The sequence below is a fragment of the Allorhizobium sp. DMC15 genome, assembly GCF_056314065.1.
Genome location: NZ_JBQUZB010000001.1, coordinates 26,966 through 44,554, shown reverse-complemented (window position 1 = coordinate 44,554; position 17,589 = coordinate 26,966). Strand labels below are relative to the sequence as shown.

Annotated in this window: 17 protein-coding genes; 6 read left to right on the top strand and 11 right to left on the bottom strand. The window is 59.5% G+C overall.

Translation table 11 applies throughout. From position 1 onward, the window contains the following. Positions 1-8: 8 nt before the first annotated feature. From ACT53S_RS00170 to ACT53S_RS00145, 6 genes are read left to right on the top strand one after another with little or no spacing between them, the layout of a single operon-like run. Positions 9-1,565, top strand: a complete 1,557-nt coding sequence (locus ACT53S_RS00170; protein WP_476065505.1) for a type II and III secretion system protein family protein — start codon at positions 9-11, stop codon at positions 1,563-1,565. Between the two features lie 19 nt (positions 1,566-1,584). Beyond that, a complete protein-coding gene (locus ACT53S_RS00165; protein WP_476065504.1) occupies positions 1,585-2,301 on the top strand; it encodes a CpaD family pilus assembly protein in 717 nt (238 codons plus the stop codon). A 34-nt stretch (positions 2,302-2,335) separates the two neighbouring features. Next, complete coding sequence (locus ACT53S_RS00160; protein ID WP_476065503.1) at positions 2,336-3,625, top strand: CpaE/TadZ family protein; 1,290 nt, start codon at positions 2,336-2,338, stop codon at positions 3,623-3,625. A 26-nt stretch (positions 3,626-3,651) separates the two neighbouring features. Beyond that, positions 3,652-5,136, top strand: a complete 1,485-nt coding sequence (locus tag ACT53S_RS00155) for a TadA family conjugal transfer-associated ATPase (RefSeq protein ID WP_113378397.1) — start codon at positions 3,652-3,654, stop codon at positions 5,134-5,136. Between the two features lie 4 nt (positions 5,137-5,140). Further along, positions 5,141-6,145 (top strand): type II secretion system F family protein, encoded by a 1,005-nt coding sequence (locus tag ACT53S_RS00150; RefSeq protein WP_113378398.1) that lies wholly within the window; start codon positions 5,141-5,143, stop codon positions 6,143-6,145. A gap of 12 nt (positions 6,146-6,157) precedes the next feature. Next, positions 6,158-7,144, top strand: coding sequence for a type II secretion system F family protein (locus ACT53S_RS00145; RefSeq protein WP_113378399.1), 987 nt, complete (start codon positions 6,158-6,160; stop codon positions 7,142-7,144). Between the two features lie 18 nt (positions 7,145-7,162). Here ACT53S_RS00145 and ACT53S_RS00140 read toward each other — a convergent pair whose 3' ends face one another. The 11 genes from ACT53S_RS00140 to ACT53S_RS00090 form a co-directional block, all read right to left on the bottom strand. Then, positions 7,163-7,324 (bottom strand): hypothetical protein, encoded by a 162-nt coding sequence (locus tag ACT53S_RS00140; protein ID WP_174238548.1) that lies wholly within the window; start codon positions 7,322-7,324, stop codon positions 7,163-7,165. Positions 7,325-7,410: 86 nt separating this feature from the next. Continuing rightward, positions 7,411-7,875: a CoxG family protein gene (locus ACT53S_RS00135; RefSeq protein WP_476065502.1), complete on the bottom strand. Its 465-nt coding sequence runs from the start codon at positions 7,873-7,875 to the stop codon at positions 7,411-7,413. Between the two features lie 102 nt (positions 7,876-7,977). Then, positions 7,978-9,282 carry a nicotinate phosphoribosyltransferase gene (pncB, locus tag ACT53S_RS00130; protein ID WP_476065501.1) on the bottom strand — a complete coding sequence of 435 codons (1,305 nt, stop codon included), beginning with the start codon at positions 9,280-9,282 and terminating at the stop codon, positions 7,978-7,980. 118 nt (positions 9,283-9,400) lie between these two features. Next, positions 9,401-9,697, bottom strand: coding sequence for a hypothetical protein (locus ACT53S_RS00125; protein WP_113378402.1), 297 nt, complete (start codon positions 9,695-9,697; stop codon positions 9,401-9,403). Positions 9,698-9,788: 91 nt separating this feature from the next. Then, a complete protein-coding gene (locus ACT53S_RS00120; protein WP_476065500.1) occupies positions 9,789-10,751 on the bottom strand; it encodes a 2-hydroxyacid dehydrogenase in 963 nt (320 codons plus the stop codon). 12 nt (positions 10,752-10,763) lie between these two features. Further along, entirely contained in the window at positions 10,764-12,392 is a 1,629-nt protein-coding gene (locus tag ACT53S_RS00115) for an ABC transporter ATP-binding protein (RefSeq protein ID WP_113378404.1), read from the bottom strand. Beyond that, on the bottom strand, positions 12,389-12,892 hold the full coding sequence (locus ACT53S_RS00110) for a type II toxin-antitoxin system VapC family toxin (RefSeq protein ID WP_476065499.1): 504 nt from the start codon (positions 12,890-12,892) through the stop codon (positions 12,389-12,391). Before ACT53S_RS00110 ends, ACT53S_RS00115 begins: the two co-directional genes overlap by 4 nt. Next, positions 12,892-13,143: a hypothetical protein gene (locus ACT53S_RS00105; RefSeq protein ID WP_142072317.1), complete on the bottom strand. Its 252-nt coding sequence runs from the start codon at positions 13,141-13,143 to the stop codon at positions 12,892-12,894. The genes ACT53S_RS00110 and ACT53S_RS00105 overlap by 1 nt, the downstream gene beginning before the upstream one ends. Before the next feature lie 67 nt (positions 13,144-13,210). Continuing rightward, positions 13,211-14,347 carry an ABC transporter permease gene (locus ACT53S_RS00100; protein WP_476065498.1) on the bottom strand — a complete coding sequence of 379 codons (1,137 nt, stop codon included), beginning with the start codon at positions 14,345-14,347 and terminating at the stop codon, positions 13,211-13,213. Continuing rightward, positions 14,347-15,441 carry a microcin C ABC transporter permease YejB gene (locus ACT53S_RS00095; RefSeq protein ID WP_113378408.1) on the bottom strand — a complete coding sequence of 365 codons (1,095 nt, stop codon included), beginning with the start codon at positions 15,439-15,441 and terminating at the stop codon, positions 14,347-14,349. Before ACT53S_RS00095 ends, ACT53S_RS00100 begins: the two co-directional genes overlap by 1 nt. 135 nt (positions 15,442-15,576) lie before the next feature. Further along, positions 15,577-17,433, bottom strand: a complete 1,857-nt coding sequence (locus ACT53S_RS00090; RefSeq protein ID WP_476065497.1) for an extracellular solute-binding protein — start codon at positions 17,431-17,433, stop codon at positions 15,577-15,579. Positions 17,434-17,589 lie beyond the last annotated feature (156 nt).

Here is a 17,589-nt window from a genome sequence, read left to right as displayed (position 1 = left end):
GACACATCGTGAAAAGCTCGACCAACAAACTTCGTGTTTCCTTGACCGCGGGATTGGCCATGGCCATCGCCGTTTCCGGCATGCCGACGCCCTTCGGCTCGACAATCCTCGACACACCTGCCGCCCAGGCCGCCCAGGAAAGCGTACTTCGGATCACCAATTCCGGTCCGGGCACGCGTCGGACTGTAAAGCTGGGTCTGAACAAGGCCCTGGTTGTCGACCTCCCGGCCGACGCTCACGACATTTTGGTGGCCGATCCGAGCATGGCCGATGCCGTGACCCGTTCATCACGGCGCATCTACCTGTTCGGCAAGACCGTCGGCCAGACCAACATCTTCATCTTCGGCGATAACGGCCAGGAAATTGTCAGCCTCGACATCGAGATCGAACGCGACATTGCAGGCCTTGAGGCCAATCTGCGGCGGTTCATTCCGGAATCCGACATCAAGGTCGAGATCGTGTCCGACAACATCGTGCTGACCGGCACTGTGCGAACACCGCAGGACGCCGCGCGTGCGCAGAGCCTCGCCAAGGCCTTCCTTCAGGGCGGTGAAGCGACGACCCGCAACACGACCGCTTCGAGCAGCCAGGAAGGCGGCGACGTCGCCATCTATGCGGAAGAGCGCCAGCAGTCGCAGATCGTCAACCTGCTGCAGATCGAGGGCGAGGACCAGGTAACCTTGAAGGTTACGGTGGCTGAAGTCAGCCGGCAGGTGCTGAAACAGCTCGGCTTCTCCGGCAGCATCTCCGACGGCACGAGCGGCATCAGCTATGCCAATCCCTCGAACCTCGGCAATGCGATCGATCCGACCGGCACCGCCAAGATTTCCAGCTCGATCGGCAATGTCGGCATCAGCGCCTATGTGAACGCCATGGAACAGGCTGGTGTCATGCGCACCCTGGCCGAGCCGAGCCTCACCGCCATTTCCGGCGAGCCGGCGAAGTTTTACGTGGGTGGCGAGTACCGTCTTGCGGCCGCGCAAGAGATCAACGTCGACGACAACGGGCAGGCCACGCTCAGCCGTACGACAGATACGGTTGACTACGGCATCGAGCTCAACTTCCGTCCGGTGGTGCTTGCACCCGGCCGCATCAGCCTCAAGATAGAGACCAACGTTTCCGAGCCGACCTGGGAAGGCAATGTGGTGACCGGCAACACCGCCCCGAGCATTCCCGGCTCTACCTATATGTCGATCCGCAAACGCGAAGCATCGACCACTGTCGAGTTGCCGTCAGGCGGCTCCATCGTGATCGCTGGTCTGGTGCAGGACAATATCCGCCAGGCCATGAGCGGACTGCCGGGCATCTCGAAGGTTCCTGTCCTCGGGGCTCTGTTCCGCAGCAAGGACTTCCAGCGCAATGAGACGGAACTCGTCATCATCGCGACACCCTATCTGGTGCGACCCGTCGCCCGCGGCGCACTTGCACGACCCGACGACAACTTCAATCCCGAAGGGGATGGCGCGACCTTCTTCCTGAACAAGGTGAACAAGGTCTATGGCCGCCGTGAAAGCAACGCCCCCGCTGGCCAATATCATGGCGCGGTCGGTTTCATCTACAAGTGAGCGAGGTTCAACGAGACACATGACGATCGTACCGCTCAAGACCATCGAAAGCCAGGAACCCATGGCCACGCGCACCCTGCCTCGTCTCGTTCTGGCGGCCGCCATCGCCGGCGCCTCCGTCATGCTTGCCGGTTGTGGCAACATGAACAAGGATGGCATGTCGACATCCGCCATTCCGGACGACTATCGAACCCGTCACCCGATCATGCTCAGCGAAGTGGAGCACACCCTCGATGTGCCGGTTGCCAGCGGCGACCGCAAGCTGACCAATGGACTTCGTGATTCGATCGGCGGCTTCGCCAATGACTATCTGTCGACGTCATCCGGTACGATCCAGATCATCTTGCCGCAGGGTTCTGCCAATTCCGGCGCCGCATCAGCCCTGCGCAAACAGATCCGTGACGTGCTCACCACACGGGGAGTGGCCGCAAACAAGATCATCGAGACAAGCTATCAGGCTCAAGCCAGCGGTGACGTGGCTCCTATCCGGCTGAGCTATGTCGCGATGACCGCGATGACCAATCCCTGCGGCGAATGGCCGGAGGACCTTACCAACAATACCATGGCCAACAAGAACTATCACAATTTCGGCTGCGCGACGCAGAGCAACCTGGCCGCGCAGATCGCCAATCCGATGGATCTCATGACGCCGCGGGCCATGGCACCGATCGACGCCACCCGTCGGTCGACGGTGATCGGGCTCTATCGCCAAGGCAGCGATACGTCGACCAAGTGACCGGTAACGCGTCCCTGAAGGACAGGAAAGCAGCATGAACGCGATCGACTACGAATTCGAGGACAATATCGGTGGAGACGGCTCCGCTGCCGAGAGATCTGTCGCCGGCGACGTCGAAGCCCTTCGTCCCCTGCCCCGCATTTCCGTCCACGCCTTCTGCATTAGCGAGGGCGTGCACACCATCATGCAGCAGTGTGCGGGTGACCGCCGCATGGCACGGGTGAGCCTGCGGGTGACGCGCGGCAATATCGCGGCGGCCGCAGCGATGTTCGCCACGACGCCGACACCGAACCTGATCATCCTGGAGACCGAGGCCGGCCCACGCGATCTGATGGCTGAACTGACGCCTCTTGCCGAAGTCTGCGATCCCAGTTCCCGTGTGATCGTGGTGGGACGGCACAACGACATCTCGCTTTATCGCGAACTCATTCGCAGCGGCATTTCGGAATACATCGTTTCGCCCTTTTCCATGGCGGACATCATGGGCGCGATTGCCTCCATCTTCGTCGATCCGGAAGCGGAGCCGCTTGGCCGGACTATCGCGTTCATCGGCGCCAAAGGGGGTGTCGGTTCCTCCACTATCGCCCACAACTGCGCCTTCGACATCGCATCCTTGTTCTCCACCGAAACGGTGCTGGCCGATCTCGACCTGCCGTTTGGAACTGCAAACATCGACTTTGACCAGGATCCGGCCCAGGGCATGGCAGAGGCCGTCTTTTCACCGGAGAGACTGGACGAGGTCTTTCTCGACCGTCTGCTCACCAATTGCGGACAGAACCTCTCGCTGCTGGCGGCGCCGTCGCTGCTCGACAGGGGCTACGACTACGAACGCGGTGCCTTCCAGCCGATCCTCGATCTTCTGCAGCGCAATGCCCCGATCAGCGTGCTCGACCTGCCGCATACCTGGGCCGACTGGACCCGCGCCGTGCTCGCGGATGTGGACGAAGTCGTGATCACCTGTGCGCCGGATCTCGCCAATCTGCGCAACATGAAAAACATGCTCGACGCTTTGAAGAAGCTGCGCCCCAACGACAAGCCGCCTCATCTGGTGCTCAACCAGGTCGGCATGCCGAAAAGGCCGGAGATTTCACCCCAGGACTTCTTCGAACCGCTCGAACTCGAGCCGGTGGCCATCATTCCCTTTGATGCGCAGCTCTTCGGCGGCGCCGCAAACAGTGGTCGGATGATCCCGGAAGTGGATGCCAAGTCGCCGATCGCGGAGACGTTCAGTCAGCTTGCACACCTCGTTACCGGACGGGCCACCATCAAGAAGCCGAAACGGGCCGGACTCGGATCGCTGCTTGAAAAGCTGCGGAAGAAATAGACCTCGGACAGGAATAGGTAGAACTCATGTTTGGCAAACGCGGAAACGACGGTTTCGGCAAGGGAGGTTCGGTTACCGGCACGATGCCGGCACCCGCGGCTGCCGTGCCTGCGGCGCGCTCAAGCACGAGCCTGATCGAGCCGGGAAGCCCCGAAGCCAGCACTCGCCTTCAAGTGACACCGCCCTCGATGCCCGGTGCCGTCCGCAAGAAGGCGCCCCGGACCGAGGACTATTACGATACCAAGAGCAAGGTCTTCTCCGCGCTGATCGACACCATCGATCTGTCGCAGCTGGCGAAGCTCGATGGCGAAAGCGCGCGCGAAGAAATCCGCGACATCGTCAACGACATTATCACGATCAAGAATTTCGCGATGTCGATCTCTGAGCAGGAAGAGCTGCTCGAGGATATCTGCAACGACGTTCTGGGTTACGGTCCGCTCGAGCCGCTGCTGGCGCGTGACGACATCGCCGACATCATGGTCAACGGCGCCGGCCAGACCTTCATCGAAGTCGGCGGCAAGACGATCGAGTCGGAAATCCGCTTCCGCGACAATTCCCAGCTTCTGTCGATCTGCCAGCGTATCGTGAGCCAGGTCGGCCGTCGTGTCGACGAATCGAGCCCGATCTGCGACGCGCGTCTGCCCGACGGCTCGCGTGTCAACGTCATTGCTCCGCCGCTCGCGATCGACGGGCCGGCGCTCACCATTCGTAAGTTCAAGAAGGACAAGCTGAACCTTGCCCAGCTCGTCAAGTTCGGCGCCATCACGCCCGAAGGTGCCGAGGTTCTGCAGATCATCGGCCGCGTTCGCTGCAACGTCGTCATCTCGGGCGGTACCGGCTCGGGTAAGACGACGCTTCTGAACTGCCTGACCGGCTTCATCGATTCAGACGAGCGCATCATCACCTGCGAAGACACGGCCGAACTGCAGCTGCAGCAGCCGCATGTCGTGCGTCTGGAAACGCGCCCGCCAAACATCGAAGGCGAAGGCGAGATCACCATGCGCGATCTCGTGAAGAACTGCCTGCGTATGCGCCCCGAACGCATCATCGTCGGTGAAGTGCGCGGACCTGAGGTCTTCGACCTGTTGCAGGCGATGAACACCGGTCACGACGGCTCGATGGGCACGATCCACGCCAACACGCCGCGCGAATGCCTGAGCCGTATGGAATCGATGATCGCCATGGGCGGCTTCTCGCTGCCGGCCAAAACCGTGCGCGAGATCATTTCCGGCTCGATCGACGTCATCATCCAGGCCGCCCGCCTGCGCGATGGTTCACGCCGCATCACCCACATTACCGAGGTCATCGGGATGGAAGGTGACGTGATCATCACCCAGGACCTGATGCGCTACGAAATCGAGGGCGAGGATGCGGGCGGCAAGATCATCGGCCGGCATATGTCGACCGGGATCGGCAAGCCGCATTTCTGGGATCGGGCTCGCTATTATAACGAGGATCGTCGCCTCGCGGCGGCTCTCGACGCCATGGAACAGAAATCGAAGGGGATCTGAGCCGATGAACCCGACCATACTCGGCATCGTCCTGCTGGTTGCGGTTTCCACGGCAGCGATCGCCTACAGTCTCCTCTACACCAGGATGGAGACCGAAAAGAAGACGGCAAACCGGATCAATCGGGTGAAAGCGGCCGAGACCGACATGGGTCAGGTCAAGGCCGCCAGGGACCGAGTCCAGGAGATATCGAAGCGTCGCAAGTCGGTTCAGGACTCCCTCAAGGAGCTTGAGAAGAAGCAGCAGGAAAAATCCAAGAAGGCAAACGAAACGAGCCTGAAATCACGGATCATCCAGGCCGGGCTGTCGATTACGCCGGTTCAATTCTATCTCTTCAGCGTTGTCCTGGGCGTTGTTGTTCTTCTGATGACCCTGCTTGCCGGCATGCCGCCGCTCGTCATGCTCGGACTGACCTTCGTTTCGGCCCTCGGACTGCCCCGGTGGGTCGTCAATTTCCTCGTCAAGCGCCGTCAGAAACAGTTTCTGGAGGAGTTTCCGAACTCGCTCGATGTCATGGTCCGCTCGATCCGATCGGGTCTACCCCTCAATGATGCGATCCGCATGATCGCATCGGATGGTCAGGAACCGGTCAAGACGGAGTTCCGCCGGGTTGTCGAGTCACAACAGCTCGGGCTCAGCGTACCTGATTCCATTGCACGCATGCATTCGACCATGCCGCTGTCGGAGATCAGTTTCTTCGCGATCGTCATCGCAATTCAGGGACAAGCAGGCGGCAACCTTTCGGAAGCATTGTCAAATCTATCCCGCGTGTTGCGCGACCGGAAAAAGATGAAGGCAAAGGTTCAGGCTCTGTCGATGGAGGCCAAGGCTTCCGCCGCCATCATCGGCGCCTTGCCGTTCATCGTGGCTTTCCTCGTCTACCTGACTTCGCCGCAATACATCATGATCCTGTTCACCGATTCCCGAGGTCATCTGATCCTTGGCGTCTCCGCCGTCTGGATGAGCATTGGCCTGTTGGTGATGCGCAACATGATCAACTTCGACATCTAGGAGCGCACCGATATGAGCGAAGACTGGGCAGCCCAAATCGCCAATCCTGCGCTGATCATGGCGGTGCTTGTGGCGCTGGCGGTTTTCGGCACCTTCTACACGCTGGTGATGCCCTATTTTGAGAAGGGTGACCTGAACAAGCGCATGCGTGCCGTTTCGACGGAACGCGACCAGATCCGGGCTCGCGAGCGCGCCAAACTGAACGCGGAAGCAGCGCAGAGCCGGACGAGCCTTCGCGCCAACAACAACAAATCCGTTCGACAGATTGTCGAGCGCTTTAATCTGCGCAAGGCCCTCGTCGACGACAAAACCGTCGACAAATTGAAAGCGGCGGGTCTGCGTTCGCAGAATGCACTGAATATCTTTCTGGTCGCGCGCTTCCTGCTGCCGTTCGCCACATTGCTGCTCACCGCATTCTGGATCTTCGTGCTGGGAAACCTGGCCGACAAAGGTCTGCCGATCCGCATATTCGCCACCATCGTCGGCGGCTATGTTGGCTTCTACCTGCCGAATATCTATGTTTCGAACCGCATATCCAAACGTCAGCAATCGATCCGGCGCGCTTGGCCGGATGCGCTGGACCTGATGCTGATCTGCGTCGAATCAGGCATTTCGCTCGAGGCTGCCATGCGTCGCGTCTCAGAAGAGATCGGTGATCAATCCCCTGAACTGGCTGAGGAAATGGTGCTTACGACCGCAGAGCTCTCCTTCCTGCCGGACCGTCGGCAGGCGCTGGAGAACTTGGGCACACGCACGCAGCTGGACAGTGTGAAAAACGTCGTACAGGCGCTGATTCAGGCCGATCGCTACGGGACGCCGGTCGCCCAGGCTCTGCGCGTGCTCGCACAGGAAGGCCGCGACGAGCGCATGAACGAAGCGGAGAAGAAGGCCGCCGCGCTGCCGCCAAAGCTGACGGTCCCGATGATCCTGTTTTTCCTGCCCGTGCTCGTTGCCGTCATTCTCGGCCCCGCCGGGATCCAGGTGTCCGACCGGTTCTGATCAAACCGGTCGACCGGATCAGTGGACGGTCGAGAATTCCTCGTCGAGCAGCTTCAGCGCGTCCTGAAGTGCTTCTACCAAGATGTCGGTCAGCTCGTCCGACTTGTTCTCGATCAGCATCAGCTTCACGGTCATGTCCTGCTGATCAAAATATTGATCCGGTCCCTCGTTCATCGTCATGTCCCCTTCTGGCCGAATCATTTCGGCTGGAGCCAGAGTGAGGTGACATGCTTGCGCAAAACTGTCACGCGAAGTCCTGGTGTCGGTCAGGTCGAGATGTCTGAATTTTCGGCGGCGACCGCAGCACCGAAATTGGCGAAGAACTCCGCCGCGAGCTTCTTCGAGGTGGACTCGATCAGCCGGCTGCCCAGCTGGGCAATCTTGCCTCCAACCTCCGCCTTCACAACGTAGGTCAGCACCGTTGCCGATGGCCCGTCACTCTCGAGCGACACATCCGCGCCGCCCTTGGCAAAGCCCGCGAGCCCTCCCTTTCCCTCGCCGGAAATCGTATAGGACCTTGGGGGATTGAGGTTCTGCAGTTCGACCGCGCCTTCGAACTTCGCCTTTATCGGCCCGATCTTCAGGACCACTTTGGCCACCATGGAGGTGTCAGAGATCTTTTCGAGGCTCTCGCAGCCAGGAATTGCGCGTCGCAATATGTCGGGGTCGTTGAGTGCATTCCAAACGGCATCAATGGGTGCTTCGATCTGCTCACTGCCTTGCATGTCCATGGTCAATCCTCCCTATGCGGACGGGTTTCTCCCTCCCGTCTGACTCAACAGAACATGGCAGAGGTGATGGATGCAAGGACCCTAATGGAGGCCTTCGGCTGATCACACGAGAACGGCCTGTTCGACCCTGTCCTGGGATCCGAAGAACCGCAGGTAACGCTCGACTTCCGCCGGTTCACCGGTTGCTTTGCGCGGATTGTCAGACAGCTTCACCGCCGGCCGACCATTGGCTTCCGAAACTTTGCAAACGATGGAGATCGGCTTCAGCCCATCGATCTCGACCGGTGCGCAACCGGCAAAATCATTCGTGAGATTGGTACCCCAGCCGAAGCTCATGCGGACTCGACCGGCAAAATGCCGGTAGGTATCGACAATGGCATCGACATCAAGACCGTCGGAGAAGATCAGCAATTTCTTGCGGGGATCGCGTCCCATCTTCTTCCACCACTCGATGATCTTCTCGCCACCTTCGATCGGTGGAGCGCTGTCGGGACGGAATCCCGTCCAGTCGGCCACCCATTCGGGTGCATCGCGGAGAAAAGCGGTCGTGCCAAAAGCATCCGGCAGGACAATCAGCAGATTACCACCGTAGAGGCGGTTCCAATCTTTCAGGACGCGGTAGGGCGCGGCGGCGAGTTCTTCATCATTGCGCGCCAAGGCGGCGACGACCATCGGCAACTCATGGGCATTGGTGCCAACAGCCTCAAGGTCCGAATCCATAGCCAGCAATACATTGCTGGTGCCGGTAAATGCGGGGCCAATGCCTTCCTTCAGAGCTTCGACGCACCAGCGCTGCCACAGGAAGCTGTGGCGACGTCGCGTACCAAAATCCGAGATCCTGAGGCCCGGTAGCTCCTTCAGCCGCTCGACCTTGGACCACATCTTGGCCTTGGCGCGGGCGTAAAGAACATCAAGGGTGAAGTAGCCCAACGACCGCATGGCGGCGCGTGAACGCAATTCGTTGATGATGGCGAGCGCTGGGATCTCCCACAGCGTCGTCTCCATCCAAGGGCCATGAAAGGTCAGCTCGTATTGGCCATCACGCTTGGTCAGCTCGTATTCCGGAAGCTGCAAATTGCCCAGCCAGGCCAGGAATTCGGGTTCAAAGATCTGCGCGCGGCCATAGAAGGTATTGCCGGCAAGCCAGATCATCTCCTTCTTGGATAGCCGCAAAGCCCTGACGTGGTCGAGTTGATCGCGCAACTCCTGCTCGTCGATCTCGTCTGCAAGCCGAACAGAGGTCGTTCGATTGATCAGCGTGAATGTCGCGTGGACGTCGGGATAGAGCTTCCAGATCATCTGGAGCATCAGCAGTTTGTAGAAATCGGTATCGATCAGGCTGCGGATGATGGGGTCCAGCTTCCAGGCGTGATTGTAGACCCTGGTTGCGATATCAGTCTTGGTCATTGGCCGCTGCCTTATCGATCATCGACCGGAGGTCGAGATCAGCGGCCGCCATGTGCAGCCGCTTCTGGTGTCTGTTATCGGCAATCGGTTCAATCTTGTCCAGTCACCCACGCCAGGATCACTGCCCAGGCGTCGGGTTTGATTGCGGCATGTTCTGGCTGCCTGACTCGCTGGCATTGGGGGCCGGGGCGGTCTGCGCTGGGGGCTCATTGGCCGGATTGCTCGGGGCGATGGAGTTTCCCCACCATTCTGCGGGTATCCAGACGAGCATCGCCAGCACCAAGCCCGCGAGAAGAACAATCAGCACCGGCTTTCCGCGGAAGCCTTGTCTTGCTTCGGTGGGAGTCATTGGCTCAGGCTTCAAGCCGCGTGTCCGTCGGTCGGTGGCGTCGGGAAGGTCGGTTCGGCTGCTCATGGGGCTCTCCCTGCGTTGCGGTGAGGACGTTCGAGACGTCGTCTTCATCAAGCAAACGGGAAGACCCCCTGATTGTTCCGAGTTTCAGGCGTCAGTAACCGGAAAGCCGATCCACGACGAACTGCAGCGGCTCGCCGTTTTCCAGCCGGCGTACTTGCTGTTCGACATGGCGAAAGAGGGCGCGCACATCGGAGGAAGCAGCCGCGTGGGGGGTGATCAGAACATTCGGCAAGCCCCACAGCGAACTGTTTCGTTCGAGCGGTTCCTTTACGAAAACGTCGAGCGAGGCGGCCTTCAGCGTTCCGTCAGACAGGCAGGCGACGAGATCGTCTTCGTTCTGGCTGCCACCGCGACCGGCATTGAGAAAAATGGGACCACCCAGCACTCCGGAACGCGACAGTCTGGAGAACAGCGATCTGTTGTAGATCCCGCGGGTATCGTCTGTCAGCGGCAATAGTCCGACGAGGATATCGGTCTGACCCAAAAACTCGTCCAGACCATTCGCGTCAAATGTTTCAACGCCCGAAATGTCCTTCTTGCTGCGTGACCAGCCAATGACACGAAAGCCCAAAACCTTCAGCTTCGCCGCAGCATCGGCGCCAAGGACGCCAAGTCCCATGATGCCCACCGTCACATCTCGGGCCTCCGGCTGCTCAGCAATTTCGCGCCACACGCGGGAGCGCTGCTGATCGGCGTAGACAAATCCGTTGCGCAGGTGGTGCAGGGATTGCCAGACCACCCATTCGCTCATGCGATCCGTCAGGCTGCGGTCGACAAACCGGACGATGGGCAGGTCCGGCAGATTGTAATTCGACAGGATATGGTCGACGCCCGCGCCACCGGAGAAAATCGCCTTCAAGCCGCTTGCACGCCGGAAAAGCTCGGGATCCGGTTTCCAGACAACCGCATAGGATGCACTGGAGAGATCGCGATCACGATTGGCAGGATCCCCCATATCGATGACCGTCCGGTCCGGAAAGGCTTCCGGCAGGGCGCGCAAGACGCTTTCGCGATCAAACCGGAGATCGATGAGGATGGCGCTTTTGTCTGTCATGTCTGTCTTCCGTTACTGACGGATGCCGCCGATCTCGGCGGCCTCAAGATTGAAGGCGGCGGCCAGCAAGCCACGGGTATAGTCTGCCTTGGGCGCCGAAAAGACATCCGTTGCAGGGCCTTTCTCCACGACCTTGCCACCGCGCATGACGATCAGTTCGTTTGCCAGCGCCTTCACGACCTTCAGATCGTGGCTGATGAACAGATAAGCGAGATCATGCTTGGCCTGAAGGTCACGCAGGAGATCAACGACCTGGGCCTGAACGGTCATATCGAGTGCCGAGGTCGGTTCATCCAGCATAACGAAGCGCGGCTTGAGGACCATGGCGCGGGCAATCGCAATGCGCTGGCGCTGCCCGCCGGAGAATTCGTGCGGGTAGCGCCAGCGGGTGGCGGGATCGAGCCCGACCTCCTCCAGCGCTGAGGCGACGCGACTGTCGCGCTCCGCGGCGGTCAACCGGCGCTCATGCACCTTGAGCCCCTCGGCAATGATTTCCCCCACGGACATGCGCGGGCTGAGCGAGCCGAAGGGGTCCTGAAAGACGATCTGCAGGCGATCACGAAGCGGGCGCATTTCGCGATAGGAGAAGGCGTGGATATCCTTGCCGATGAAGCTGATGCGGCCCTTCGACGAGATGAGGCGCGCGAGGGCTAGACCGAGCGTGGTCTTGCCGGAGCCGGATTCGCCGACGACGCCGAGCGTTTGGCCGGCACGAAGCGTGAGATCCACGCCATCGACCGCCTTCACGTGGTCTACGGTGCGACGCAGGAAGCCGGCCTTGATCGGGAACCAGACACGGATGTCTTCGCCCTGCATGACGACCGGTTTCGTCTCGTCCAGCATGGGTGGTTCGCCGCGCGGCTCGGAGGCGAGCAGCTTCCTCGTGTAGGCGTGCTGTGGCCGTTCGAAGATGTCTTCAACGGCTCCGGCCTCGACGATCTTGCCCTTGGTCATGACGCAGACCCGGTCCGCGAATTTGCGGACGATGCCGAGATCATGGGTGATGAAGAGCATGGACATGCCGTGCTCCGACTTCAGGCGTCCAAGGAGCTCCAGGATCTGCGCCTGAACGGTGACGTCGAGCGCCGTGGTGGGCTCGTCGGCGATCAGGAGCTTAGGCCTGTTGGCGAGCGCCATCGCGATCATGACGCGCTGGCGCTGGCCGCCAGAGAGCTCATGCGGGAAGGCTGTCAGGCGCTTTTCCGGCTCGCGGATGCCGACCTGATGCAAAAGCTCGAGCACGCGGGCGCGGGCGGGTGCGCCTTCAAGGCCCTGATGCAGCGCCAGGATCTCGCCGATCTGCCGCTCGATCGTGTGCAGCGGATTGAGCGAAGTCATCGGCTCCTGGAAGATCATGGTGATGTCGTTGCCGCGCACGGCGCGAAGCTCAGGCTCGCTTGCCGTCATCAGGTCGCGGCCGTCGAAGAGGATTTGCCCCGACGGGTGGCTCGCAGCGGGATAGGGCAGAAGCTTCAGGATCGACGCGGCGGACACCGATTTGCCGGAGCCGGATTCCCCGACCAAGGCAACAATCTCGCCGCGGCCGACCTCGAAGGAGATACTGTCAACTGCCAGGCTCTCGCGGGCACCCTGGTGGAAGGCGACGGAGAGATCGCGCACGGAAAGCAGGGGTTCGGTCATGCGGACAGGCTTTCGATCAGGGAAGTGAGCGTGGGTTCGTCGGGGCGGAGGACGGTGAGGGTGGGTGCAGAGTGATTGAACCCATTTCGTCTGTGTACGAGATCGTAGCGATCTTTGATGCCATGATCATCAGACAGGAAATGTGAGCAATCTTGCCCGATCGCGCTGGACACATGGATTGCATCCGGCAGCTTCAAGTGGCGGTATTGAGCGCGAAGGGCAGCGGCATAGTAAAGTACGGCGCGATCCACCGGGCGCACATCGAGCCATTCGCTGTTCAGTATCAGCGACTCGTAACCATTGATCAGCGTGTCGTCGCCAGCTTGATACGGCTTTACCAGAAGTTCCGACAGCGTCAGTTCACTGGTTGCGAACTTCGGCGGCTTTTCAGAGGGTTGCGACGAAATCATCCGCACTAGCAGTTGCTGCAGACGATGGTCCTTCTCAGGGAGCATGATGAACACGTTGGTGTCCAGATAGACACGTTCAACGGCCGTCATTAATCTTCCCATTCATCTCGAAGCGCCCGGATCCTTGAAACTGCTTCCGCAACGTCGGTGTCGGGAACGCGGCCTTGTCGTATGTTTTCCAAGTGCTCCAGAGTTTGTTTGACCGAGCGCCGTCTATGATCATCGGGTGTTACCCCGTCGACCTCGATTACGACCCGCACTGTCGCACCATCACCGAGCCCTTCTCTGAGGTCAGCCGGCAAATTCTCAACCGGATAATGCTCTCTGACGATCTTATTCATCGCATCGCGCTCCTGATCAGGCCTGCGCCCATCATGCCACAAATGCGTCTCCATGACGAACCCGCGCTCATCGGAAGGTCTTCCTAGGATCGAAGGCATCGCGGACGGCTTCGCCGATGAAGATCAGGAGCGAGAGCATGATCGACATGGTGAAGAAGGCCGTCAAGCCGAGCCAGGGGGCCTGGAGATTGCGTTTGCCCTGGGCGATGAGTTCTCCGAGCGAGGGCGAGCCCGGGGGCATGCCGAAGCCGAGGAAGTCGAGCGAGGTCAGCGTGGTGATCGAGCCCGAGAGGATGAAGGGCAGGAAGGTGAGCGTCGCGACCATGGCGTTCGGCAGCAGGTGGCGGAACATGATGGTACCGTTGCCGACGCCGAGCGCGCGGGCGGCGTTCACGTATTCGAAGTTTCTCGCGCGCAGGAATTCGGCGCGGACGATGCCGACGAAGCCGACCCAGGAGAAGAGCAGCATGATGCCGAGCAGGACGAAGAAGCCGGGCGGCAGGATGGCTGCGATGATGAGCAGGATGTAGAGCACCGGCATCGACGACCAGATCTCGATGAAACGCTGCATCAGAAGGTCAGTCCAGCCACCGAAATAGCCTTGCACGGCACCGGCCGTTACCCCGATGACGGCCGAGGCAAGCGTCAGCGCCAGACCGAAGAGGATCGAGATGCGGAAGCCGTAGATCATACGGGCCATCACGTCCCGCGCCTGATCATCAGTACCGAGCCAGTTCATGTTGCCAAGCACGCAATTCGGATCTTCGGCCTTCAAAGGATAGGCCGCGCAGCGGGTTTCCTTGTCCATCAGCCAGAAGGGCGGCGTCGGGGCGGAATGGGGCACCTCGGCATTGACTGTGCGGTAGGAGTAACGGATCGGCGGCCAGACCATCCAGCCATTGGCGTTGATCTCGTCGGCGATAAAGGGTGAACGATAATCTGTCACCGCGAGGAAGCCGCCGAATTTTTCCTCCGGATAATCGACGACCACAGGGAAGAGGATCTCGCCCTTGTAGGATGCGATGATCGGCTTGTCGTTGGCAATGAACTCGGCAAACAGGCTGAGCACAAACAGGACCATGAAGATCCAGAACGACCAGAAGCCGCGGCGGTTCGCCTTGAAATTCTCAAGCCGACGGTGGTTGGTGGGGTTGAGCCAACCCTTCTTTGGCGGGGCGATGGTGGCGGTTTCGGCGGCGGACATCAGACATCCCTCCGGTCGAAATCGATGCGTGGGTCGATCCAGGTATAGATGAGGTCCGAAATCAGACCGACGACCAAGCCCATCAGCGAGAAGATGTAGAGCGTGGCAAACACGATCGGATAATCGCGATTGACGATCGCGAGGTAACCCAGGCGGCCGAGGCCATCGAGCGAGAAGATATTTTCGATCAAAAGCGAGCCGGTAAAGAATGCCGAGATGAAGGCGCCCGGAAGACCGGCAATGACAATCAACATGGCATTGCGGAAGACGTGTTTGTACAGCACCTGCCGCTCACCGAGCCCCTTGGCTCGGGCGGTCACTACATACTGCTTCTTAATCTCATCGATGAAAGAATTCTTCGTCAGCAGCGTAGTCGTGGCGAAGGCCGAAAGCAGCAGCGCGATCAGCGGCAGGGTCAGATGCCAGAAGTAGTCGAGGATCTTCTGCCACCAGGACAACTCGGCGAAATTGTCTGACGTGAGACCGCGCAGCGGGAACCAGTCGAAGAAGGATCCGCCAGCGAAAAGTACGATCAGCAGAATGCCGAAGAGGAAGCCGGGAACAGCATAGCCGACGACAATGACACCGGAGGTCCAGACATCGAAACGGGAGCCGTCGGATACGGCCTTCTTGATGCCGAGCGGAATCGAGATCGCGTAGGAGATCAGCAGAACCCAGATGCCGAGCGAAATCGACACCGGCATCTTCTCGATGATCAGATCGATGACCGAGGTGTTGCGGAAGAAGCTCTCGCCGAAGTCGAAACGGATGTAGTTCCACATCATTTCGAGGAAGCGCTCAAGCGGCGGCTTGTCAAAGCCGAACTGTTTCTCGAGCTTGGCGATCAGTTCCGGATCGAGCCCCTGGGCCCCGCGATAGCGAGAACCGCCCTCCTCCGTGCCGGTCTGCTGGCTCAACATGTCACCGCCGCCAGACAGCCGGGCGTCCGCGCTGTCACCCTGACCGCTCAGTTGGGCGATGACCTGCTCAACCGGGCCGCCCGGTGCGAACTGGATGACGATGAAGGAAATGCCCATGATGCCGACGATCGTCGGGATCATCAACAGAAGACGACGCAGGATATAGGCGGTCATGAGACGTACCTCATGACGGACGTCCTGCCGCTGTCAAATCCCTGTCCCTTTCCGTCAGCCAACCCGTCGGTCCTCCTGCAATGCGATTCGCCTGTCGTTCCTAGATAACCGGCTTCACTGCGGATGTCCTACCGTTTAGTTTTGCGTCGGTTTTGCCCACCAGATAGACGGAAAGCCGATGGCATAGGCCGGCAGCTCGGCATGATCGACCTTGTCCCAATAGGCGATACGGGATGAGCGCAGCGTGTAGCTCGGCACCGTATAACTGCCCGCCAGCAACAGACGATCGAGCGCCTTGACGGTCGGGATCAAGGTGTCACGATCTTTGGCGAAGATGATCTGATCAATCAGCGTATCGATGGCGGGATTCGAAATGCCGGCGTAGTTGCGTGAGCCTTGTTGGTTGACCGACCGCGAGCCCCAATAATCGCGCTGCTCGTTTCCGGGGTTCAGGCTCTGCGCCCACCCGAGATAGATCATGTCGTAGTCGAAGCTACGGACCCGGTTTGCGTACTGTGCGGAATCAACCGTTCTCACGGAGGCCTGGATGCCGATCTTCTTGAGATTGTCTGCGAACGGAAGGGCGACCCGCTCGATGGTGGGGCCGTTCAGAAGGATTTCGAACTGCAATGGTGCGCCCGTCGCGGCCTGCACCATCTTTCCATCACGTAGTTCATAACCGGCCTGCTTGAGCAAGGCGAGCGCCGATCTCAGGTTCTCGCGCAGCTTGGCACCGTCGCCTCCGATCGGATTTCTGTATGGCTTCGTGATAACTTCTGGCTGGACATCGGGCCCAAGCGACTTCAAGATTTCCAGCTCTTTGCCCTCGGGCAGTCCCTGCGATGCCAGCTCGGAGCCGTAGAAATAACTGTCTATCCGCTTATACTGATCGAAGAAGATGGTCCTGTTCAGCTCTTCGAAGTCGAAGGCGTAGTTCAGCGCTTTGCGGACGCGGACGTCTTTGAACATCTCCCTGCGCATGTTGGGAATGAAGCCGACAAGCACACCGGAGGTCTTGTATTCATTGTCCAGGACCTGGCGTTTCACCCGACCCTCTACAACAGCCGGAAAATCATAAGACCGCGCCCAGCGCATCGCTGAGTTCTCAGCCCAATAATCAACTGCCCCGGAGCGGAAGGCTTCGAATTCGACATCCAGATCTGCGTAATAGGTGTAGGTCTGCGTCCTAAAGTTGTTATAGCCAATGTTGACGTTCAGATTCTTACCCCAGTAATCATCCCGCAGCTCGTACGTCACCTTCGCCCCTGGCGTAAACGACGCTATCCTATAGGGCCCCGATCCCATGATGGGTTCGAGCGTGGTGCGGGAGATATCGCGTGGTTTTCCATCGGGTCCGTTGGCCGTCCACCAGCGCTTTGGAACAATGTCGAGCTCACCGACGATGATCGGCAGTTCCCGGTTGTTTTTTTCGTCGAAGGTAAACGTCACCTCCCGCTCGCCTGTCTTCTCCGCTTTCAGGACATGGGCGTAGTAGGTGGTATAAAGCGGATTGAGATCCTTGAATTTTTCGAAGCTGAAAATGACATCTTCCGGCGTCACCGGCGTGCCGTCAGCCCACTTTGCTTCCGCTCTCAGGCGGAAGGTCGCATAGGCGTAATCGGGCGGAAAAGAGACCGCTTCGGCCAGAAGACCGTAGACTGCGTCCACCTCGTCCATCGACGGTTTCAGCAGGGTTTCCGTCACAAGAGATAATCTGGGAGACAACCCCGCGGCAAGCTCACCTTTGTCCAGAACCGGATTGAAGCTATCGAAGGTGCCGGATGCCGAGAGATTGATAACGCCACCTTTGGGCGCTGCGGGGTTCACATAGTCAAAATGGGCAAAGCCGGGCGGATATTTGATGTCTCCGACAATGGCGAGTGCATGGCGAAAGGTATCTGCCGGCGACTGGTCCTGGGCTACCGCGTTGTTGGCCCACAATGTCACGCCCGCAACGACAAGCAAGTCTAGAAGTCGCCTCGTCAAATTCATATCGGTTCCCTTCGTTTTCGTTGGCCTCAGAATAGGACAAAACCCTCAGGAATACAGGCTGGATTACAGAGAATTGAATGAGTGCGTCTCCGCAGTTTCACCCGAATCTTTTTTCACGCTAGCATCTCGATGTGATTCATCCGGGAAACCGGATCG